Annotated in this window: 16 protein-coding genes; 7 read left to right on the top strand and 9 right to left on the bottom strand. The window is 60.0% G+C overall.

The genetic code is table 11. The features are described 5' to 3' along the window. The first annotated feature begins 33 nt into the window (after positions 1-33). From QD336_RS10885 to QD336_RS10915, 7 genes are all read left to right on the top strand, one after another. Positions 34-1,266, top strand: coding sequence for a polyhydroxyalkanoate depolymerase (locus QD336_RS10885; protein ID WP_499170631.1), 1,233 nt, complete (start codon positions 34-36; stop codon positions 1,264-1,266). Between the two features lie 69 nt (positions 1,267-1,335). Continuing rightward, positions 1,336-2,103: a M48 family metallopeptidase gene (locus tag QD336_RS10890; protein WP_499170632.1), complete on the top strand. Its 768-nt coding sequence runs from the start codon at positions 1,336-1,338 to the stop codon at positions 2,101-2,103. A 102-nt stretch (positions 2,104-2,205) separates the two neighbouring features. Then, positions 2,206-2,868 carry a phosphoribosylanthranilate isomerase gene (locus QD336_RS10895; protein WP_499170633.1) on the top strand — a complete coding sequence of 221 codons (663 nt, stop codon included), beginning with the start codon at positions 2,206-2,208 and terminating at the stop codon, positions 2,866-2,868. Position 2,869: 1 nt separating this feature from the next. Beyond that, positions 2,870-4,090, top strand: a complete 1,221-nt coding sequence (trpB, locus tag QD336_RS10900) for a tryptophan synthase subunit beta (RefSeq protein ID WP_499170634.1) — start codon at positions 2,870-2,872, stop codon at positions 4,088-4,090. Positions 4,091-4,094: 4 nt separating this feature from the next. Then, positions 4,095-4,934 carry a tryptophan synthase subunit alpha gene (trpA, locus tag QD336_RS10905; protein WP_499170635.1) on the top strand — a complete coding sequence of 280 codons (840 nt, stop codon included), beginning with the start codon at positions 4,095-4,097 and terminating at the stop codon, positions 4,932-4,934. A 27-nt stretch (positions 4,935-4,961) separates the two neighbouring features. Beyond that, a complete protein-coding gene (gene accD / locus QD336_RS10910; RefSeq protein WP_499170636.1) occupies positions 4,962-5,858 on the top strand; it encodes an acetyl-CoA carboxylase, carboxyltransferase subunit beta in 897 nt (298 codons plus the stop codon). Positions 5,859-5,946: 88 nt separating this feature from the next. Then, on the top strand, positions 5,947-7,326 hold the full coding sequence (locus tag QD336_RS10915) for a bifunctional folylpolyglutamate synthase/dihydrofolate synthase (RefSeq protein WP_499170637.1): 1,380 nt from the start codon (positions 5,947-5,949) through the stop codon (positions 7,324-7,326). A gap of 48 nt (positions 7,327-7,374) precedes the next feature. On the opposite strand, the gene trxA is transcribed toward QD336_RS10915, so the two are convergent. From trxA to QD336_RS10960, 9 genes are all read right to left on the bottom strand, one after another. Beyond that, positions 7,375-7,695: a thioredoxin gene (gene trxA / locus QD336_RS10920; RefSeq protein WP_269347108.1), complete on the bottom strand. Its 321-nt coding sequence runs from the start codon at positions 7,693-7,695 to the stop codon at positions 7,375-7,377. 77 nt (positions 7,696-7,772) lie between these two features. After that, positions 7,773-11,330: a double-strand break repair helicase AddA gene (gene addA, locus QD336_RS10925; RefSeq protein ID WP_499170639.1), complete on the bottom strand. Its 3,558-nt coding sequence runs from the start codon at positions 11,328-11,330 to the stop codon at positions 7,773-7,775. Continuing rightward, on the bottom strand, positions 11,320-14,505 hold the full coding sequence (gene addB / locus QD336_RS10930; RefSeq protein ID WP_499170640.1) for a double-strand break repair protein AddB: 3,186 nt from the start codon (positions 14,503-14,505) through the stop codon (positions 11,320-11,322). Before addB ends, addA begins: the two co-directional genes overlap by 11 nt. After that, on the bottom strand, positions 14,502-15,239 hold the full coding sequence (locus QD336_RS10935; protein ID WP_499170641.1) for a nucleotidyltransferase family protein: 738 nt from the start codon (positions 15,237-15,239) through the stop codon (positions 14,502-14,504). Before QD336_RS10935 ends, addB begins: the two co-directional genes overlap by 4 nt. 14 nt (positions 15,240-15,253) lie before the next feature. Next, positions 15,254-16,765, bottom strand: coding sequence for a tRNA (adenosine(37)-N6)-threonylcarbamoyltransferase complex ATPase subunit type 1 TsaE (gene tsaE / locus QD336_RS10940; protein ID WP_499170643.1), 1,512 nt, complete (start codon positions 16,763-16,765; stop codon positions 15,254-15,256). Continuing rightward, a complete protein-coding gene (locus QD336_RS10945) occupies positions 16,762-19,347 on the bottom strand; it encodes a sensor histidine kinase (RefSeq protein ID WP_499170644.1) in 2,586 nt (861 codons plus the stop codon). Before QD336_RS10945 ends, tsaE begins: the two co-directional genes overlap by 4 nt. Positions 19,348-19,555: 208 nt before the next feature. Beyond that, entirely contained in the window at positions 19,556-20,956 is a 1,401-nt protein-coding gene (gene ahcY / locus QD336_RS10950) for an adenosylhomocysteinase (protein WP_499170645.1), read from the bottom strand. Positions 20,957-21,084: 128 nt separating this feature from the next. Beyond that, positions 21,085-21,360 carry an HPr family phosphocarrier protein gene (locus QD336_RS10955; protein WP_269347101.1) on the bottom strand — a complete coding sequence of 92 codons (276 nt, stop codon included), beginning with the start codon at positions 21,358-21,360 and terminating at the stop codon, positions 21,085-21,087. A gap of 11 nt (positions 21,361-21,371) precedes the next feature. Next, entirely contained in the window at positions 21,372-21,773 is a 402-nt protein-coding gene (locus QD336_RS10960) for a PTS sugar transporter subunit IIA (protein ID WP_003505374.1), read from the bottom strand. Positions 21,774-21,864 lie beyond the last annotated feature (91 nt).

The raw sequence follows: 21,864 nt of genomic DNA on the forward strand, positions 1-21,864 counted from the left end.
AAAAAGAGCGTGATCGCGAGGGAGGCGTCATCAGTGTTCTACCACCTCTATGAAATGAACCACGCGGCCATGGCGCCGCTGCGCGCCGGTGCCGATATGATGCGCCAGGCCTGCAACAATCCTCTCAACCCGCTGTCCAGCACGGCTTTCGGCAGAAGCCTTGATGCCGGTTTCGAGGTTTTTGAACGACTGACCCGCCGTTACGTCAAGCCGGAATTCGGCCTCGGCTCCACGGTCGTCGATGGCAAGACCGTTGCCGTCACGGAGGAGATCGTCTGGTCGCGCCCGTTCTGTAATCTGCTTCATTTCAAAAAAGAGCTTGATCCGGCCCGCCAGTCCGACCCGAAGGTGCTGCTGGTGGCGCCGATGTCCGGCCACTATGCAACCCTGTTGCGCGGCACCGTGGAAGCATTGTTGCCCGCGGCCGATATTTACATCACCGATTGGGCCGATGCCCGTGTGGTACCGGCGACAGACGGAAGCTTCGATCTCGACGATTATATCGACTATGTCATCGAGATGTTGCGGCACATCGGCCCCGGCGCCCACGTGGTCGCCGTCTGCCAACCGTCGGTGCCTGTTCTGGCTGCCGTTTCCCTGATGGAAGCGGATAGCGATACGTTTGCACCGGCATCCATGACGCTGATGGGCGGGCCGATCGATACGCGCATCAATCCCACCGCCGTCAATGGCCTTGCCAAGGCCAAGCCGATCGAATGGTTCCGCGACAATGTCGTCATGCAGGTGCCGTGGCCGCAGCCGGCTTTCGGCCGCAATGTCTATCCGGGTTTCCTGCAGCTGTCGGGTTTCATGTCCATGAACCTCGACAAGCACATGACGGCGCACAAGGATTTTTACCTGAACCTCGTCAAGAATGACGGCGATTCCGCCGAAAAACACCGCGAATTTTACGATGAATATCTGGCCGTCATGGACCTGACGGCGGAATTTTATCTGCAGACGGTGGAAACCGTCTTCATCGACCATGCGCTTCCGAAGGGAAACATGCAGCATAGGGGCAGGGCGGTCGATCCCGCCGCGATCCGCAATGTCGCGTTGTTCACCGTCGAAGGGGAGAATGACGATATCTCCGGTGTCGGCCAGACGAAGGCGGCCCATGATCTCTGCCGGAACATTCCTGAAGACAAACGCGCTCACTACATGCAGCCGGATGTGGGGCACTATGGCGTCTTCAACGGTTCGCGCTTCCGCAAGGAAATCGTGCCGCGCATGCTGGATTTCATCGGCAAACACCAGACGGCCTGAGGGTGAAACGGCAGGTGAGGCCTCGCATTTGCGTGGCCAAGGGATGAACGAATCGGTTATGAAGGCTTCATGTTTTCGCTCCTCAGAAAATCCCTGAAGTCGCCGGCGCCAAAAAAGGTCGCGCCGAGCCAGCGCACCGTCGCGGTTGCGGGCCGGCAGGTACCGATCACGGTCAAGGAAAACCCGCGGGCCACGCGCATCACGCTGCGCATCGAGCCGGGTGGCCGGGCGCTGAAGCTGACGATCCCGATGGGCCTGCATCACCGCCAGGTCGACGATTTTCTCGAAAGGCACCAAGGCTGGCTGGAAGGCAAGCTTTTGAAGTTCAGCCCGGACGATGGTTTGCGCCCCGGTGCGACCATCGATATTCGCGGCATTTCCCATCGTATTGAGCATACCGGCAGCCTGCGGGGCCTGACGCACGTCGCGAAAGATGCTGATGGAGCGGTCGTCCTGAAAGTCAGCGGCACGCCAGAGCATCTGAGACGGCGGATCGCGACCTTCCTGAAAAAGGAAGCAAAGGCCGATCTGGAACGGCTGGTTGCCATTCACGCCCGCGCTGCCGGCCGGCCGGTGCGGTCCATCAGCATGAAGGATACGCGCAGCCGCTGGGGCTCCTGTTCCCATGATGGAAACTTGAGTTTCTCCTGGCGTATCGTCATGGCCCCGGAAAGGGTTATCGATTATCTCGCAGCCCATGAGGTCGCGCATCTGAGCGAAATGAACCACGGCCCGAAATTCTGGGCGCTGTGCGAAAAGCTCTGCCCGCACACCAATGAAGCCAAGGACTGGCTAAAACGCCATGGCTCCAAACTTCACGCCATCGATTTCGATTGAAACCGGCGACGTGCATCGCCATCTGGATTCACGTGAAACATTCCATCAAAAATGGATGCGATTTGGCTCGACTCTTGTCGCATTTCATGTCAGGTCGCGGGTATGAAACCGGATATCAAGATTTGCGGATTGAAGACACCGGAAACGCTGGAGCGCGCCGTCCGGCGCGGTGCGTCCCATGTCGGTTTTATTTTCTTTGAAAAAAGCCCACGCTACGTCGAGCCGGATCTTGCCGGCAGACTGGCAGAAGCCGCCCGCGGCGCCGCCAAGGTGGTTGCCGTCACCGTCGATGCCGACAATGATTATCTCGATGAAATCGTCGATCTCGTAAGGCCGGATATCCTGCAACTGCATGGCAGTGAAAGCCCGGAGCGGCTGCTGAACATCAAGGCGCTTTACGGCCTGCCTGTCATGAAGGCGATTTCCATTCGCGATGCCGCTGATCTTGCCAAAATCGAGCCTTATATCGGCATAGCCGATCGTTTCCTGCTGGATGCCAAGGCGCCCGCCGGTTCCGAGCTTCCGGGCGGTAACGGCGTCTCGTTCGACTGGACGATCCTGCGCTCACTTGACGAAAGTGTGAATTACATGCTTTCCGGGGGGCTAAACAAGGATAATGTCACCGAGGCACTGGCGGAGACCAGGGCAAGCGGGCTGGATTTGTCGTCCGGTGTGGAAAGCGCGCCGGGCGTCAAGGATTTGTCCAAGATCGATGCTTTTTTCGATGTGGTGAATGATTGGTCGAAAGGCCCAAAGGGAGCTTGAAGTGAACGACGCGCCAACACCCAATTCTTTTCGTGCTGGTCCCGATGAGGACGGCCGTTTCGGCATTTACGGAGGCCGCTTCGTTGCCGAAACGCTGATGCCGCTTATTCTGGATTTGCAGGCGGAATGGGACAAGGCCAAGAGCGATCCCGAGTTTCAGGCGGAACTGAAGCATCTCGGCGCGCACTACACCGGCCGCCCGAGCCCGCTTTATTTCGCGGAGCGCCTGACGGCGGAACTCGGCGGCGCGAAGATTTATTTCAAGCGCGAAGAGCTGAACCATACCGGTTCGCACAAGATCAACAATTGCCTCGGCCAGATCCTGCTTGCCAAGCGTATGGGCAAGACCCGCATCATTGCCGAAACCGGTGCCGGCCAGCACGGCGTCGCCTCGGCAACCGTCGCTGCACGCTTCGGCCTGCCCTGCGTCGTTTACATGGGCGCAACCGATGTTGCCCGTCAGGCCCCGAACGTTTTCCGCATGAAGCTTCTGGGCGCCGAGGTAAAGCCGGTCACGGCCGGCCATGGCACGCTCAAGGACGCCATGAACGAGGCACTGCGTGACTGGGTCACCAATGTCGAGGATACGTATTACCTGATCGGCACCGCAGCCGGCCCGCATCCCTATCCGGAAATGGTTCGCGATTTCCAGGCGGTCATCGGCGAGGAAGCCAAGGCACAGATGCTGGAGGCGGAAGGCCGTCTGCCGGATCTGGTCGTTGCCGCCGTTGGCGGTGGCTCGAACGCCATCGGTATCTTCCATCCTTTCCTTGACGACAAGAATGTCCGCATCGTTGGCGTCGAAGCTGGCGGCAAGGGTCTTTCGGGCGACGAACATTGCGCCTCGATCACTGCCGGTTCGCCGGGCGTGCTGCATGGCAACCGTACCTATCTGCTGCAGGATGAGGACGGCCAGATCAAGGAAGGTCATTCGATCTCCGCTGGTCTCGACTATCCCGGTATCGGTCCTGAACATTCCTGGCTGAACGATATCGGCCGCGTCGAATATGTGCCGATCATGGACCATGAAGCGCTGGACGCCTTCCAGATGCTGACCCGCCTCGAAGGCATCATTCCGGCGCTGGAACCGAGCCACGCTTTGGCCGAGGTCATCAAGCGTGCGCCGAAGATGGGCAAGGATGAGATCATCCTGATGAACCTCTCCGGCCGCGGCGACAAGGATGTCCACACCGTCAGCAAATTCCTTGGAATGGATGTATAAGATCATGACTGCACGTATGGACAAGCGCTTTGCCGATCTGCGCGCTGAAAATCGCCCGGCCCTGATTACCTATTTCATGGGCGGCGATCCGGATTTCCAGACCTCGCTCGGCATCATGAAGGCCTTGCCGGAAGCGGGCGCCGATGTTATCGAACTCGGCATGCCGTTTTCCGACCCGATGGCGGATGGCCCGGCCATTCAGCTGGCCGGCCAGCGCGCGCTGAAGGGCGGACAGACGCTGAAGACCACGCTCGATCTCGCCCGCGAGTTCCGCAGGCAAGATAATGCAACGCCGATCGTGATGATGGGATATTATAATCCGATCTATATCTATGGCGTCGAAAAGTTCCTGGACGACGCGCTTGCCTGTGGCATCGATGGCTTGATCGTGGTCGACCTGCCGCCGGAAATGGACGACGAACTCTGCATTCCCGCACTTGCGCGCGGCATCAATTTCATTCGTCTGGCGACGCCGACCACGGATGGCAAGCGTCTGCCGACCGTCCTTAAAAATACCTCAGGTTTCGTGTATTACGTCTCGATGAACGGTATCACCGGCTCAGCACTTCCCGATCCCTCGTTGATCTCGGGCGCAGTCGGTCGTATCAAGGCGCATACGGAACTGCCGGTTTGTGTCGGTTTTGGCGTCAAGACGGCCGATCATGCGAAGGCAATCGGCGCCGTGGCGGATGGCGTGGTGGTAGGTTCCGCCATCGTCAACCAGATTGCGGGCAGCCTGACCAAGGACGGGCAGGCGACCGCCGACACTGTGCCGGCCGTTACGACGCTGGTAAAAGGACTTTCAACGGGCGTGCGTGCATCGCGCCTCGCCGCTGCGGAATAAGCGCGCGGCCCAGTCAGGAGTAGACAGTTGAACTGGATCACCAATTACGTTCGGCCGCGGATCAATTCCATGCTCGGCCGCCGCCCGGAGGTTCCGGAGAACCTGTGGATCAAGTGCCCGGAAACGGGCGAGATGGTCTTCCACAAGGATCTGGAAGACAACAAGTGGGTCATCCCGGCTTCCGGCTACCACATGAAGATGCCGGCCAAGGCGCGCCTTGCCGATCTTTTTGATGGCGGCGTCTATGAGGCACTGCCGCAGCCGAAAGTGGCGCAGGACCCGCTGAAATTCCGCGATTCCAAGAAATACACCGATCGCCTGCGCGACAGCCGTGCAAAGACCGAGCAGGAAGATACGATCCTTGCCGGTGTTGGCCTGCTGAAGGGCCTGAAGATTGTTGCCGTCGTGCATGAATTCCAGTTCATGGGCGGCTCGCTCGGCATTGCCGCCGGTGAGGCTATCGTCAAGGCTTTTGAGCGCGCCATCTCCGAGCGTTGCCCGCTCGTCATGTTCCCTGCATCCGGCGGTGCCCGCATGCAGGAAGGTATTCTTTCGCTGATGCAGCTGCCGCGCACGACGGTTGCAGTGAACATGCTGAAAGAAGCCGGCATGCCCTATATCGTGGTTCTGACAAACCCGACCACGGGTGGCGTCACGGCCTCCTACGCCATGCTGGGCGATGTGCATATTGCCGAGCCGGGTGCGGAAATCTGCTTTGCCGGCAAACGCGTCATCGAGCAGACCATTCGCGAAAAGCTGCCGGAAGGCTTCCAGACCTCGGAATACCTGCTGGAACACGGCATGGTGGATATGGTCATTGATCGTCGCGAAATCCCGGACACGCTGGCCAGCATGCTGAAGATCATGACCAAAGCGCCTGCTGACAATGCAAACGCTGTGGTTCCGCTGGCCGCTTCGGCCTGAGGAAAAAAATATGTCGCCCGGAGGCATAAACTGCCTTCGGGATGATGCTATAACGTTGCCTGATTTCATTTTTTGGGGCGGCGGACAAATGGCAAGCAAAACGCCTGAAAGGCGAATGGAAGACATGACGAAGCCCGCGATCGGTGAGGCCGAAAAGATCATTGAAGAGCTGATGCAGCTCCACCCCAAGGGGTTTGATCTTTCACTCGATAGAATTTCCCGTCTTCTCGAAAAACTCGGCAATCCGCAAAACAGAATGCCGCCGGTAATCCATGTGGCGGGCACCAATGGCAAGGGTTCTGTCTCTGCCTTTTGTCGGGCACTACTGGAAGCAGCCGGACTTCCTGTCCATGTCCACACCAAGCCGCATCTCGTCAACTGGCATGAGCGCTATCGTCTCGGCGTCGCCGGTGAGAGGGGCCGCTTTGTTGAGGACGCTGTCTTCGCGGACGCCCTGCGTCGCATCGAAGTCGCTAATGATGGGCAGAAGATCACCGTTTTCGAAATTTTGACGGCCGTCATGTTTCTGCTTTTTTCGGAGCATCCGGCTGACGCTGCGATCGTCGAGGTCGGACTGGGCGGTCGCTTCGATGCGACCAATGTAATCAATAACCCTGCCGTTTCCATCATCATGCCGATTTCGCTCGACCATGAAGCTTATCTCGGCGATCGCGTGGAGCTGATTGCCGCTGAAAAGGCTGGCATCATGAAAAAGGGCTCACCCGTCGTCATCGGCCATCAGGAATATGACGCGGCGCGTGAAACGCTCGTCGCTACGGCCGAGCGGCTTGGCTGCCCCGTTTCCGTCTACGGACAGGATTTTTCCGCACATGAAGAATTCGGCCGCATGGTTTATCAGGACGAGTTCGGCTTGGCTGATGCACCTTTGCCGCGGCTTCCCGGCCGTCATCAGCTCGCCAATGCGGCAGCTGCGATCCGCGCCGTCAAGGCCGCCGGTTTCGAAGTGACGGAACGGATGATCGAAAAGGCCATGACCTCAGTGGAATGGCCCGGCCGCCTTCAGCGCATCCTGACCGGCAAAATCGCGGAAATCGCCCCGAAGGGCGCGGAAATCTGGATCGATGGCGGTCACAACCCCGGCGCGGGCGAAGTGATTGCCGAGGCCATGGCAGGTTTTGAGGAAAAGACGCCGCGCCCGCTCTTCATCATTGCGGGCATGATCAATACCAAGGATCCGGTGGGTTATTTCAAGGCTTTTGCCGATATCGCCGAATATGTCTTCACCGTACCGATTGGCGGCACGGATGCGGCGATCGACCCTGTCGTGCTTGCCCATGCTGCCTTTGATGCCGGTCTGGTGGCCGCGCCCACATCGTCATTGACGCACGCTCTGGAGGAGCTGTCGCGCCGTGTCGATCCCGAAGGACCGCCGCCGCGCATCCTGATCGGCGGGTCGCTTTATCTTGCCGGAAACGCCCTTGCCTTCAACGGCACGGTTCCCCAATAAAAAAGCCCGGCGATGATGCCGGGCTTTTTTCATTCCATCGGATGATGCTCAAGCGGCGCTGGAAATCCAGGCGGAAAGCGCGGTCTTGGGTGCTGCGCCAACCTTGATATCGGCCACTTCGCCACCCTTGAACATGGCGAGCGTCGGGATCGAGCGAACGCCAAACTGGGCGGCCAGTTCCGGGTTTTCGTCGATGTTGAGCTTCGCAACCTTGACCTTGCCGGCGAGCTCGGAGGAAATTTCCTCAAGGCTCGGCGCGATCATCTTGCACGGACCGCACCATTCGGCCCAGAAATCCACCACGACGGGTTCGGCAGATTCAAGGACTTCAGACTGGAAGTTTGCGGCATCGACTTTTACGGTAGCCATATCTGGCTCTCCTTTCAGCTAATCTTTTCCGCTATCGATGTGATGCGGGCGCGTCGAAATTTCAATGCCCCGGTATCTCACTTTGTCTTTATTGCGGCAAGGGCCTCTGCCATGGCATCGTCGCCAACCCGCACAAAAGCGGCATTTTCCGTATAGATCAGCGCACAGACAAATTCCTTGCCGGGATAAAGCGGCGCCAGAATTTCACGATAAATGGCAAGCTGGGCGACGTGCGAGAAGGGGATCTCGCGTGCTTCGCGCGGCGGCACGCGGTTCGTCTTGTAATCGACCAGAATGACCCGATCACCCTCCACCGCCAGCCGGTCGACGCGGCCGGAGACGGCATAGTGCTGCCGGCCGAGGGTCATCGTGCCCATGATCGACACTTCCGCACGGCTGTTGGCAGAAAAGGCCGGTTGCACCGCCGGTTCGGAGAGGACCCGCAAAACCGCCTGTATCAAATGTTCCCGCTCAGTGGCGGGCCAGAAACGCGCCGCGCGCTCGGCATAACGCCGGGCCGCCTCTTCGCGTTCGCTTTCCACAAAATCGGGCAGGGCTTGCAACATGCGATGCACCAGCCTGCCCCTTTGCAGGGCAAGGCTGGAAGCCTCGGTTTTTTCTCCGAACAGTGGTGAACGCACGGCCAGATCGTCCGCACCGTCATCAATGATCGTCCCGGCGCCCGAAGGGCTGAGTGGTCTCGGCAGGGAGGGCAGGGCAGGCAGGGGTGTGAGGAGGCCGACCGGGAGCGCCTGGTCTTCTTCCTGCTGGGGTTCCGCCGGCTTGTGCGGAGCGGGCGTCGCGCGTGCTTCGGACTTGCGCCAGACAAGCCCCTGCCATTCCTCGCCATCGGCACTGAACAGCTGCGGCTGGCAATGATCCTGATTATCCGCAAGCGCCACCTTGACGATAGCGTGCCAGCATTCGGGATTTTCCTTCTGGCCGCGATAACCGCAGACAACCAGATGATCGGCGGCACGCGTCATCGCCACGTAAAGCAGCCGGCGATATTCGTCTTCCGCCGCCGTTTTCAGGCGTTCCTCATCCGAGCGAATGAGATGATTGGAAAAACCGCTGCCGGGCAGCCAGACCGGAAAGGCATCGCCGTCCGCTTCGACGAAGCGCAGTTTCGGCACATGGCTGTGGTTGAAGGCTTTCGAGCCGCCATCGACGACAAAGACCACCGGCGCTTCCAGGCCCTTGGAGGCGTGCACGGTCATGATGCGCACTTCGCCAAGATCCTTATCCTGCTCGCGCTTAACTTCAGGTGAATCGGTCTCCAGAATGGAAAGAAAGGCTTGGAGGCCGGGCAGGCCGGTTCTTTCGTGATCCAGCGCAAAGGACAGGAACTCGTCGAGAACGTCGCTCGCCTCGTTGCCAAGCCGCCCGAGGAATTTTTTGCGCCCGTCATGCAGGGTCAGAACCGCTGCGAAAAAATCATGCACCGTGGCTGTTTTTGAAAGTGATATGAAACCCCGAAGCTTGTCGGTGACGATGGATAGACGGCTGGATGCTTCGTCCGAAAGGATTTGCAGCCTCTGCCACACGCTCTCCGTCTCGGATCGCGTCGCTGCGATCTCGAAGACATCGTCTTCCGTCAGATTGAAGAGCGGGCTTTTCAGCAGCGCCGCCAGCGACAGGTCGTCCTCCGGCAGCACCACGAACCGGCCGAGCGCCAGAAGATCCTGTACGGCAATGTGATCGGTCAGACGGAGGCGGTCGGCACCGGCAACGGGAATGTTCTTGCGCCGCTTCAACTCGCGGGTCAGCGCGTTGACGAAGGCAGCACGTTTTCTGACAAGCACGAGAATATCGCCGGGTTCGACGGCGCGCTCCACACCCTTTTCAATGACGGTTTCATTGCCGATCATGTCGGCAATGCGCGCGGCGATGCGGCGGGCGACGATGGTGGCCGGCGCGCTCTCGCGTAGCGCATCGAAGGGCGCGGTCCAGTCCTCTTCGTCTTCCGTGGTTTCCGGCGCCACCATGTCCCACACTTCCACCGTGCCGGGATGGCCGGCGCGGTTGGAGCGATGTTCGACGGGCTCATTGTCAGCGCTGAGGCCGCTTGCATTTTTCGGGTCTGAAAAGACCTGGTCGACGGCGGCCAGCACATCCTTCGTGGAACGGAAGGAGAGCGGCAGGCGGATGCGGTGGAAGGCCTGTTCCACCTGATCGACACGCCTTTTGGTCTCGTCACGCTCCTGCGAGAACCGCTCCGGCCGTGCGCCCTGAAAAGAATAGATCGACTGTTTTTCGTCACCCACGGCAAACAGCGTGCGCCGCCCCATACGGGCGCTTTCACCGGTAAAGAAATCCGCCGCCAGTGACTGGATGATCGACCATTGCACCGGGCTGGTATCCTGCGCCTCGTCGACGAGGATATGGTCGATGCCCTGATCCAGCTTGTAATGCACCCACGCACCCGCCGTATCACGGTTGAGCAGATTGGCGGCGCGCTCGATCAGGTCCTCGAAATCGAGTTGGCTTCGCTGCTTTTTCAGGTCTTCGAAATCGCCGATCAACCGCTCGGCCAGCACAAGGGCGCTTTTTGTTGCCGCCAGCATGCGCACCAGACGATAACGATTGCGGCAGGCAACGACATGGTCGCGCGCCAGCGTCAGCGCATCAACGAGATCGGGCGCGGATTTCTGCATGCCCTTGTTGATGACATAGGTATCCGATTTTTTCTCACCCTTGGCGGTTAGCAGCGCGGCCTCGATGAATTCCATCCTCCGCACGGGGTCCGCCTGCCGCTTTGCTTCCCGGAGGGCATAAGCGACATCGATGACTCGCGATCCGCCAACCTCGTCGGCAAGCGTGAGATAGGTGTCGAGTGCCAACCCGGAAAGGCCGGGCAGGGGCCAAAAGGCCGCCGCTGCTGTCTCTTCGGTCTCTCCCGTCGCAATCTGCATGTCCTGCCGCAACCGGGCATCAAGACCACCCGACTGTTTTGCCTCGTGCAAAAAGGTGCGAAGCGCGCTGCGATTGGCGATGATGGCGGAAAGCAGCGCTTCCAGCCCACTTTCGTCGGCGAGATCGAGCACATAGGCAAGCGCCTGCGCCAATTCCGTGCCGCCCTCGGTTGAAACCGCCGTCAGAAGCGAGCGGCGGGCCTCGGCCAGAAGCGTGGTGGCGGCGCGATCATCGAGAACCGAGAAATGGCCGGCGACATTGGCCTCCAGCGGAAACTGGTGCAGCAGGGCTTCGCAGAAAGCGTGGATGGTCTGGATTTTCAGCCCGCCCGGGGTCTCCAGCGCCTTGGCGAACAACCGCCGCGCTTCGGCAAGTTTGATGCGATCCGGCACCTTGCCTTCGATGGCGGCGATGCGGTCCTTGAGATCGGAATCCGGCAAAGTTGCCCATTCCGCCAGCCGGTCGAAGACGCGGCTCGACATTTCAGATGCCGCGGCCTTGGTATAGGTGAGGCAGAGGATCGCCGAGGGGCGGCACCCGGCCAGCAGCAGGCGGATGACGCGTTGGGTCAGAACATGGGTCTTGCCGGAACCGGCATTGGCCGACACCCAGGCGGAACTCGCGGGATCGGAGGCAAGCCGCTGCCGGGCGCTGGTCCAGTCGATCCAGCTTTCCGGCGTGTCGGCGGTGGGGCCGGCATCGAAGGGGTCAATCGTCATCGCCGTCTCCCGGTTCCGCCGTCGACCATTCCGAAACGCGGGCGAGGTGGTCATATTCCCCGCCATAGGACTGCTGTTCTTCAGGCACCAGCCGTGATGCGAAACCGTTTTCGCCTTCGCGCAGCGAGCGTACGAATTTGGCAAGCTGGTCGATCGATTCCGTCGCCAGTTCGATAGCGGATTTCGGCGGTCTTTTACCGCTTCGGCTGGAATGTTCGTTATTCACCTGATCGGGAAAAAATCGGTCTCCCGGCCGCAGGCGCACATAGATGAGATTCTCAGGCGTAGGCGAACCTGTTTCGCGGAAGGCGCCGCGCATCAGTGCCGCCGCTTCCAGCGCCAGTTGCGGGTCGAGCAACGCCCGCGCCTGATTGACGGAAGGTGCAAGACCGGTCTTGTAGTCGATAATATCCGCCTGGCCGCTGGTCTTGATGTCGATACGGTCGGCGACGCCGGTCAGCCGGATGCCTGCCTCGGCGATTTCTTGGCCCGCCCGTGCTTCGAAAAAGCTTCGGCGGATGGAGGGTTGCCGTTCTTTCTCCCAATCGATGAAGGCGCGGGCCACCGCCGCAAAACGCGGACGCCAGATAACATCCACATGCGCAGGCAGGTTTTCCGCGTCGAAACATTCGTCGAGAATGCGTTGCATGGCTGCGAGCGAGGCCGGTGTACCAGGAATGTGCTCCTCACGGGAATAACGCTCGATAATCCTGTGATAGAGCGTACCGCGATCGGCGGCGTTCGGGTCGCGGTTGAACGGGTCGAGCGGGTCCAGTTTCAGGATGCGCCGCGCATAGATCGAATAGGGATCGCGGCGCAGGCGTCCCACTTCGCTGAAGGAGTAGTTCTTCGGCTGAAGATCGGCCGGCGGTTTCGGGGCAGGGCGCTTGGCGGCCTCCTGATCGATGCTTTCATCCACCAGCCCCGCCCAGTGGCGATAGGTCTCGCCGCGTTTCCTCAGTTCTTCGGCAAAATTCTCGCCGCCCAGTGCCAGCAGCCGTTGCAGCCAGCGGGAGGCAACGGCGGGGGTGGAGCCCTGCCTTAGCGCCCGGGTGTAAAAAATCTGTCTGGTGCCGTTCGCCATCTCGAAATCATGCGCCAGCTGGCCGATGCGCCGTTCCGGCGGTTCGAGCCCGATGGCGGTCTTCATGCTGCGGGACAGGAACGGGTTATTCGCCGTCTGGCCTGGCCAGAGCCCTTCATTGAGGCCGCCGATGACGACGGTGTCGACACTTTGTAGTCGCGCCTCCAGCGCGCCGAAGATGAAAATGCGCGGATGGCGCATGGATCGCGGCTTGATCGATTCGCCCGCCACCAGCGCTGCAAAAATATCGATCCATTGCGGCCCGTCCGCGTCGAGGATGTCGCCGCTCTCCATGAGTTCTGCAAAGAGGCTGGAGAGTTTGTCTCCCGCCTCGCCGGACCATAATGCGGCCAGATCATTACTGTCGTCAGCGCAGATGGCCTCGATCACCCGGCCTGTCCGCTCCGCCCAATCGGAAAGCGGCAATTTACCGGTGAAGGCGCGGCCGGAACGGTCACGACGGATGAAGGCGGAACCGAGCGGCTCCGTGGCAGTCGCTATACGCCGCGCAAGATCGCGGGCCGCCTCAACGCTTCCTTCCGGCAGCGCCACCCGCCAAGCAGGTGGGTGCCGGTCGTCGCGCTGGGCCAGAAGCTGCGCATCCAGAACCGCTTCGAGATTGCCGATTTCGGTTTCGACGCGCCCGCCGCGCAGAGCGATCAGCTCCAGCGCTTTCGAAGCCTTGGTAAAAGCGTCACCGGAAAGCCCGAAGCGGGCGAGGGGATGCTTCAGAAGTGAAATGATCGGCACCGGGTCTCCGGGCCTTAGGATCGCCTCCAGCGCCAGTTGTGTCAGCCCTGCCTGTGGCGTGGCGGACAGTGGCGTACCGGCCGAATCGTCGGCTTCGATGCCGAAACGCTGCAACTCGGTCGCGACCCGCCGCGCCAGCCCGCGGTCGGGCGTTATCAGCGCCGCCTGAGACGGTCGTCCCGTCCCCGATGTTTCGAGTGCCAGTCTGAGCGCCACTGCGATGGCGGTTGCTTCTTCACGCTCATTGGCGGCCTCGATCAGCGTGGCCGCCGCGAAGGCTTCGTCGAAAAAGCCGGGATCCCTGTCTTCGCGCCAGCGGTTCCAGTCGCTTGTGGACTTGGCGGGTGCGAGGGCGGCCGAAAATACGGCCGCGCGTTTTTCCAGATCACGATCGAGAGCACCGATCTGAGCCACATCGTCCCGGAACATGCCGAGCTTCTGTAGCAGCATATAAAGCCCATATTGCGAATGGGTGCGGCTCGAAGGATCGGTGGGGTCCTCGGCAATCGCCTGCCACTGTTCTTCGGGCATGGCAAGATCGAGCCCCGGAAGCACGACGGTGCCCTGCGGCAGGGCCGCAACGGCGGCGATGAGATCGGCGGCTGCCGGAATGGAGCCTGTGGAGCCCGCCACGATGATCGGCCCGGTATCCGGCAAATTGGCAAGCCGGTCCGCCTCCGCCCGAAGGATGGCGTTGCGATGCCGGCCCGCCGAGGAACGGTTGAGTTCAGCAAGCCGCGCCGGCCAGAAGACGCTGGCGATCTTCAGGAAATCCGCCGTCAGCTGCCACCATTGCGCATGTTCGCCGGTATCGAGATGCTGGAGTGCCTCCCAATCCTTTTCTTCGGTATCCATCGCGTCGATCACTTCGCCGAGTGCACGCGCAAGCCATATGGCATCCGCGGGGCTGGCGGGGGCGACGAGCGGCGAATCCGAATGGATCGCCCGGATGGCGTCGGGCAGGCTGTTGCGCCAGGCGAGGATGAGGCGCGCCAGTTCGATCAGCCGGCCGGTGCCGGAAATCGGTGGCGCCAGATCCATGATCTCAGGATTTTCGATGTCGAAGAAACCGCTATCGTCGTCTGTTTCACCAAGAGGCCGGATCAGCGGCAGAATGGCGGATCGGCCGCCCAGAAGATCGACGAATTCGGAGCGTAGCACGCGGGCGGAGCGCCGCGTCGGCACATAGATCGTCACGCTCGCAAGCGAAAGAGGGTCGGCCGGATCATATCTATAGCCGGCTGTTAGCCGCCCGTCACACAGCGTTTCCGCGAGCGTCTTGAGGAACGGCGTTCCCGCAGCGATCGTCAGGACGCGCTTTGCGTGGTGGGTGAGCGTCATGCGAAACGTTTTTCCCTGAACTGCCGGATGATGCTTTCCGCATCGTCAATCGCATCCGGCGTGCCGACGGTGATCCAGTGGCCATCCAGAGAAAGCCCGAAAAGCCGTTCTTTCTCAATGGCCCGGTCGAAATAGATATTGAGGTTGAAGGCATCCGCCGGCGCATCGTCGAGCAGGCGCGAATCCATGGCAATGGCGCCAGCATAAACCACCGGGTTCGGGTCTCCGTCGCGATAACGCGCCAGTTTCCCGTCACCGGCAAGGTTGAAATCCCTCTTGCCATTGTGGCCGGTGGTGCGATCCATGTCGACGCAGAGCAACGCCATATCCATGCGGGCCGGGTCGAAGAACTGCGCAAGCTTGCGCAGATTGCTGACGGCGTTCAATTGCTCGCCAATCCAGAAGAGATCGGCATTCATGACGAAGACCGGACCGGGTTCCAGAAGCTTCAGGCCTTTTGCGAGCCCGCCGCCGGAATTCATCAGCTGGGAACGCTCGTCGGAAATCAGTATTTCGGCGTCCGAGCGATGCGCCAGATGGGCGATCATCTGCTCCGCATGGTGATGCACATTAACGACGATCTTCTCGGCTCCGGCTTCGACAAGGGCGTCGAGCGCGTAGTCGATCATCGGCTTGCCGGCGATCTTCACAAGCGGCTTGGGAATCGTATCGGTGATCGGGCGCATCCGCGTGCCAAGCCCGGCGGCCAGCACCATCGCGTTTTTGATCGTCATCGTGGTCAACCGTGTTAGTCGTTAAATTCCATGCCCATGCGGACACACCACTCTCGAAGTGGCGCGAGTTCGGGATGCGAAAGCGCGTCAGCGAGATAACGGAACGTCCTCGGCATATGTTTCATATAACCGGGTTTCTTGTCCCGTTCCAACAGCCTCACCCAGATACCGGCAAGCTTGCAGTTGCGCTGCGCCGACATGATGGCGAAAGCCTTGAGGAATAAGGTCTCATCGAAGGCAGGCGTCGCATTTCTGCTGTCGAGATAATGCGAAAGCAGGCGTGTCTGTAATTCGGGGGAGATGGTAACCCGCGCATCCTGCACGATGGAGGCGAGATCATAAGCGGTGGGGCCAATCATCGCGTCCTGAAAATCGATCAGGCCAACCTGCTGGATACCGCTGTTCTCAGCCTGCCAGAGCAGGTTCGGCGAATGGAAGTCGCGTAGCAGAAGCCCCGTTTCACAGCCGGCGAGCGCGTCGATCAGGCCGTCCCATATGGCGTAATAATCCCGCTTCTCACCTTCGGTGAGCGCTCCGCCGCGCTTATGGGGCAGATACCATTCCACCAGTAGCGAGACTTCGATCTTCATCGCCTGCCGGTCGAAGGCAGGAATTTCGTATGTGCTGCCATTGCGCATCGGCAGCAATGCCGGGCGCGGTGTCTGGTGAAGGGCGGCGAGACAGACGACACTTTGAAGATAACGTTCTTCTATCGGTGTGCCGTCAGCAGCCAGCACACCCTCTCGCCCGAGGTCCTCCAGCAGGAGAATGCCCTGATCGATATCCGCGGCCAGAATCTCCGGCGCGCAGAAGCCGCTGTCTCGCAGATAATCGCCGATTGCCACGAAGGAGCGCGCATCCTGGGCAAGATGGACGATTTCCGCATAAGTCTTGCCATCCGCAACGATTGCTCCCCTCATGGGGCGCCGCCAGTCCATCAGAATAAGGTCGGAGCCATCGGTGGAAATCGTCTCATAGGCGCGTGTAGAGGCATCGCCGCTCAGGAAACGGCGGGTTGCATCGCCTCTGCCGTTTTTCGCCAGGAATTCACGAATGGCGAAAACACGGTCGAGCCGTGCTTTCTGTCGTGCGGGTGCCTCTATCACGGCCACGCGACCTTCGCCCGAATGCGTCAGGCGCAGGGTGATCGTCTGTTCCGGCGGCAGAGCCTCGGCGGCGATATCCGGCCATTCGATCAGGCAGATACCGTCCTCCAGCATCTCGTCGATGCCGAGTTCATCCAGCTCCGAAACATCCGAAAGCCGGTAAAGATCGAGATGGGCGACGGGAATGCGCGTGGCATAGGTTTGGATGATGGTGAAGGTTGGGCTTGGAACCTCAAGATCGGGCTCATCCGCCATGGCCCGAATGAAGGCGCGGGCGAGCGTCGACTTGCCGGCGCCGAGATCGCCGATCAGCGCCAGGCAATCACCGGGTTTCAGGGCGAGAGCAAGGTCTTCACCGAGCCTGATGGTGTCCTTTTCTCCTTCGAGGGAGATGGTGATCGACAAGATGTCTTCGCTCATTCTGCGGCGATGGAATGCGGCCGTGTGGCGGAGGGAATACGGCAGGTGACGATGGTGCCGTTGCCGGGCCGACTGTCGATACTGACGGTGCCGTGATGCAGGCTGACGAAGCTTTCGACAATGGAAAGGCCAAGCCCCGCACCGGTCCGCCGCCCGCCATTGCCACGCGTCGCAAAACGGTCGAACACCGTCTTCAGCATGTCTTCAGGGATACCCGGACCCTTGTCCGCAACGGAGAATACGAAGTCACCCTCGCTGCGCTGGCAGGAGAGCTGCACCGAGGAGCCTTCCGGCGCGAAATTGATGGCGTTGGTCAGGAGCTTGATGAGAATTTGTTTCAGCCGCTGGTGATCGGCCACCAGGCTGCCGAGATGGGCAGGCGCGACGATCTCGAGCGAAATACCGCTTTCCTGCAGCCGATCGGCGATCTGCACCGAAACATCGTCGAGCAACTCGTTCAGATCATTATCCGAATAATTGAGCTGCATGATGCCCGCATCAACGGTCGCGAGATCGAGAATATCGTTGACGATGGTCAGGAGAACGGAGGACGAGGTGGAAATATGGTCGAGATATTCCGCCTGCCGTTCCGTCAATTGGCCGATGCCGGGTGTCTTCAGGAGATCGGTGAAGCCGATGATATTGGTCAGCGGCGAGCGCAGCTCGTAGGACACATGCTGCACGAAATCGTTCTTCAGCTCATCGGCCTTCAGAAGTGCGTCGTTCTTTTCCTTGAGCGCCCGCTCGGCGCGCACGCTGTCCGTCATGTTGACGAAGGTCAGCATGGTCTGCGCATCCGGCAGCGGAATGATCGCATAATCAAGCACGAGACCGGAAAGCAGCTCCAGCGTGCCCTGCCGCGACGGCCGTTCGTCATCGAAGCTGGTGATGAACTGGCTGAAGGCGCGCCAGCCGTCCGGCCCGTCATAGGATTGGGCGCAGGCGGTTTCGATGGCACGAATATGCGTGCCCGTTTCCGCCTGTTCCGCCGTGACGCCCCAGAGGGCCCGGAATGCCGGGTTGGACAGGCGAATGCGCCCGTCTGCGCCGAACACGGCGACACCTTCGGCCAGATGGTCGATGGTTTCGCCCTGCACCTTCACCAAGGTGTTGTAACGCATCTGCAGGTCGACCTGCTCGGTCAGGTTCTCGAAAACCCAGGTCGCGCCACCCTGCGGATGGGCCGTGGCGATGACCCGCAACGTCTGGCCGTTGGGCAGGTGCCAGAGATCGGTCTTGGTATCGAGCGAACGGTAGACGGAAAGCGCCGTCTCCTTCCAGTTCTTCCAGTTCAGCTGTTCGGGCAACTTGCCGGCGCTGCGCAGCCTGTCCAGAAGCTCGGAATTATCAGGACCGGATTCGAGGAAAACCAGATCGAAACCCCACAGGCTGGCAAAAGCCTGATTGTAAAATTGCAGCCGCTGCCGGCCGTCGAAAATGGCAACGGGCGTTGCCAGATGATCGAGCGTTTCCGCGTGGCTTTTCAGAACCCGCTTGAGTTCTTCGCTGATGGTTTCGGCTTCGGTGGCATCGATGGCGATACCGGCAGATCCGCCCGCCGTCTTGATATCGACGACATCGAAGAAGCTGCGGTTACCGGAAACGACGGTTGAAATACGATCGTGATAGGGTGATTCCGGTGTCGCGGCCGCGCGTATCTTCTGGCGGGTGACGGTGTTCAGAAGTTCGCGCTTCTCCTGAATGGCCTGCTCGGCATTGCGCGCATCCACCGCATGGGCATAAGCGTGATTGACCCAGGTGAGTTCACCTTCGCTATTGCGACGCCAGACAGGCTGTTCGATGGAATCGAGAAGTTCCTGAAATGTTGAGACGGAGGCAAGCAGACGCTCGCGCTCCACCTGCAATTCGGCGAGTTCGGCACGCAGATTGTTGAGCGCGATGAAACGCGCAAAGGCATTGCCGCCGGAAACGCGGCCCTGAACCTCGATGACTTCGCCACGCTGCGTCTCGATGGTCAGATCGAAACTCTGGGCGTGGCTGCGCAGTTTTTCGATGGATTTTTCAAGCTGGCTCGCGGATGCCGGTTTCAGCCAGCGGCCGAATGCCAGAAAATCCTGATCCGCCTGCGGCACACCGGTCTCGGCCGGCAGCTGTCCCAGAAATTCCGGGCGCTTGTCCGCGCCGTCCCAGATGACGATGCGGCGGCTCCTGTCGGAGATCAGCGCCTCGTATTTCGCGATCTTGTGGTGGGATTGCGCCAGCGCCTGACGGTATTCGCTGCTTTCCGCCTCGATATTGCCGCGCTGACGCACCAGCCAGACGACGGAAAACAGCGTTGCTGAGAGCATGCCGACGAAAAGCGAATAGGTGATGGTTTCTCCAGAGGAGAATAACCGTGCGCTGGTCTTTGCCACAAGGCCGTCCTGGGCCATCACAACGGTCGTCGAGCCGGCGAGAACCGTACCCGAAAGCAGGATATGCGCCCGCGAAAAGCCGGTCCGGATCGCACGGATTGCCAGCCGGTAACGCTCCAACACCTGCGCGCTCAATGCCACGCCCGCATGCGTGTTTTCAACGCGTTGAACTGTCTGCTCGCGCAGATCCGAATTGTGAACCGTCATCCCCGGTCTGTCTCCGTCCTATGTGCCGCATCTTCGACAAGACATCCCATTTCGTCCCCGCCGCCCTTTGGCGTGTCCGAATCAAGTCTGATGACAATACCGCCTTCATAAATCTGCGGAAAGGGAGCGCGCAAAAAAGATGCCGCGCGCTTTGTCAAGCGCGCGGCATCTAGATATTGTGTAATTTCAGTGGATATTAACTATGAAATTAATATCTGTAGTGTTCCGCCTTGAACGGACCTTCCTTGGAGATGCCGATATAATCTGCCTGAAGGTCGGAAAGTTCCGTTAGCCGCACACCGAGCTTCTCGAGGTGGAGGCGCGCGACCTTCTCGTCGAGGTGCTTTGGCAGCACGTAAACTTCGTTCTTGTATTCGCCCTGCTTGGTGAAGAGCTCGATCTGGCCAAGCACCTGGTTGGTGAAGGACGCAGACATGACGAAGGACGGGTGACCGGTCGCATTGCCGAGGTTCAGCAGGCGGCCTTCGGAGAGCAGGATGATGCGGTTACCCTTCGGGAACTCGATCATGTCGACCTGCGGCTTGATGTTCGTCCACTTCAGGTTCCGCAGCGAGGCGACCTGGATTTCGTTGTCGAAGTGACCGATGTTGCCGACGATGGCCATGTCCTTCATCTCGCGCATATGCTCGATGCGGATCACGTCCTTGTTGCCGGTGGTGGTGATGAAGATGTCGGCGGAGGAAACCACGTCCTCCAGACGGACGACTTCGAAACCGTCCATCGCGGCCTGAAGCGCGCAGATCGGGTCGATTTCTGTGACCTTCACGCGGGCGCCGGCGCCCTGCAGCGAGGCTGCGGAACCCTTGCCCACATCACCGTAACCGCAAACGACGGCAACCTTGCCGGCCATCATCACGTCGGTTGCGCGGCGAATGCCGTCGACGAGAGATTCCTTGCAGCCGTATTTGTTGTCGAATTTCGACTTCGTGACGCTGTCGTTGACGTTGATGGCCGGGAAGGGCAGCAGGCCCTTCTTGCTGAGGTCGTAAAGACGATGAACGCCGGTGGTCGTTTCTTCCGTCACGCCCTTCAGTGCGTCGCGCTGCTTGGTGAACCAGCCGGGCGAAGCCTTGAGGCGCTTGTTGATCTGCGCGAAGAGGATTTCCTCTTCTTCCGAACCCGGATTGGAAAGAACGTCTTCACCGGCTTCGGCGCGTGCGCCGAGCAGGATATACATGGTGGCGTCGCCACCATCGTCGAGGATCATGTTGGAGAGGCCGCCATCGGTCCACTGGAAGATCCTGTCGGTGTATTCCCAATACTCCGTCAGGCTTTCACCCTTGACGGCGAAGACCGGAATGCCGGCTGCTGCAATGGCCGCTGCCGCATGGTCCTGGGTCGAGAAGATGTTGCAGGAGGCCCAGCGGATTTCCGCGCCCAGTTCCTTGAGCGTTTCGATGAGAACGCCGGTCTGGATCGTCATGTGAAGCGAACCGGTGATGCGTGCACCCTTCAGCGGCTTGCTTTCGCCGAACTCCTTGCGGCAGGACATCAGGCCCGGCATTTCGGTTTCGGCGATGTCCAGTTCCTTGCGGCCGAATGCGGCAAGGTTGATATCGGCGATGACGTAGTCCTTCTCAAGGCTCATGAGGTTCTCCAGATCAGAAATGCCGCGCCTGACAGCCCGGCTCTTAAACGTAGCAGCGGTTTAGCAGGCCACGAACGATCTGGCAATGATGATATAAAGAAGTCTTTATGTCTTTATATGGTGCTGACTCAGGCTTCTTCGCCGAAGCGATCGGCGACCAGCGCTTCCAGTGCGGCCAGCGCCTCTGCCGCCTGATTGCCGCTCGCTTCGACATAGACGCTGCATCCGGGGCTTGCCGCCAGCATCATCAGGCCCATGATGGATGTGCCGCCAACGGTCATGCCATCCTTGGAGACTGTGATCGTCGCATCGAACCCCTCGACCATCTGCACGAACTTGGCGGATGCCCGGGCGTGGAGACCGCGCTTGTTGATGATCGGCAATTCCCGGGAGAGAGGCAACATGGGCTGACTTCTTATTTTCCGCTCAAAACGCGGCTGGCGACGTTGATATATTTGCGGCCGGCATCGGAAGCATCCTGAAGGGCCTTGTCCATATTATCTTCGCTGCGAACGCCGGCAAGCTTGATCAGCATGGGAAGATTGACCCCGGCGATGACTTCGACGTTGCCGTTATTCATGACGGAGATCGCGAGATTGGAGGGCGTGCCGCCGAACATGTCCGTCAGAATGATGACGCCATTGCCATCATTGGCGCGCGCAACGGCGTCGATGATATCCTGCCGGCGCTGATCCATGTCGTCTTCGGGACCGATACAAACCGTCTCGATCAATTTCTGGGGACCAACGACATGCTCCAACGCATGGCGAAACTCCTCAGCCAGCTTGCCATGGGTGACAAGCACTAGTCCGATCATGAAATGCTCCCTTGCACACGCACTCTCATTGCCGACTATCGCAACGCGGCAATCCTGTCCATCGGTGGGATTTCATCTTGATGAGGAAAAT

The organism is Rhizobium sp. BR 250, assembly GCF_047445855.1.
Taxonomy (GTDB): domain Bacteria; phylum Pseudomonadota; class Alphaproteobacteria; order Rhizobiales; family Rhizobiaceae; genus Agrobacterium; species Agrobacterium tumefaciens_I.

Excerpts from the sequence above, each read along its gene's own strand:
- QD336_RS10890 (WP_499170632.1), top strand. The coding sequence starts at position 1,336 with ATGTTTTCGCTCCTCAGAAAATCCCTGAAGTCGCCGGCGCCAAAAAAG.
- QD336_RS10895 (WP_499170633.1), top strand. The coding sequence starts at position 2,206 with ATGAAACCGGATATCAAGATTTGCGGATTGAAGACACCGGAAACGCTG.
- trpA (WP_499170635.1), top strand. The coding sequence starts at position 4,095 with ATGACTGCACGTATGGACAAGCGCTTTGCCGATCTGCGCGCTGAAAAT.
- QD336_RS10915 (WP_499170637.1), top strand. The coding sequence starts at position 5,947 with ATGGCAAGCAAAACGCCTGAAAGGCGAATGGAAGACATGACGAAGCCC.
- trxA (WP_269347108.1), bottom strand. The coding sequence starts at position 7,695 with ATGGCTACCGTAAAAGTCGATGCCGCAAACTTCCAGTCTGAAGTCCTT.
- addA (WP_499170639.1), bottom strand. The coding sequence starts at position 11,330 with ATGACGATTGACCCCTTCGATGCCGGCCCCACCGCCGACACGCCGGAA.
- addB (WP_499170640.1), bottom strand. The coding sequence starts at position 14,505 with ATGACGCTCACCCACCACGCAAAGCGCGTCCTGACGATCGCTGCGGGA.
- QD336_RS10935 (WP_499170641.1), bottom strand. The coding sequence starts at position 15,239 with ATGACGATCAAAAACGCGATGGTGCTGGCCGCCGGGCTTGGCACGCGG.
- tsaE (WP_499170643.1), bottom strand. The coding sequence starts at position 16,765 with ATGAGCGAAGACATCTTGTCGATCACCATCTCCCTCGAAGGAGAAAAG.
- QD336_RS10945 (WP_499170644.1), bottom strand. The coding sequence starts at position 19,347 with ATGACGGTTCACAATTCGGATCTGCGCGAGCAGACAGTTCAACGCGTT.
- ahcY (WP_499170645.1), bottom strand. The coding sequence starts at position 20,956 with ATGAGCCTTGAGAAGGACTACGTCATCGCCGATATCAACCTTGCCGCA.
- QD336_RS10955 (WP_269347101.1), bottom strand. The coding sequence starts at position 21,360 with ATGTTGCCTCTCTCCCGGGAATTGCCGATCATCAACAAGCGCGGTCTC.
- QD336_RS10960 (WP_003505374.1), bottom strand. The coding sequence starts at position 21,773 with ATGATCGGACTAGTGCTTGTCACCCATGGCAAGCTGGCTGAGGAGTTT.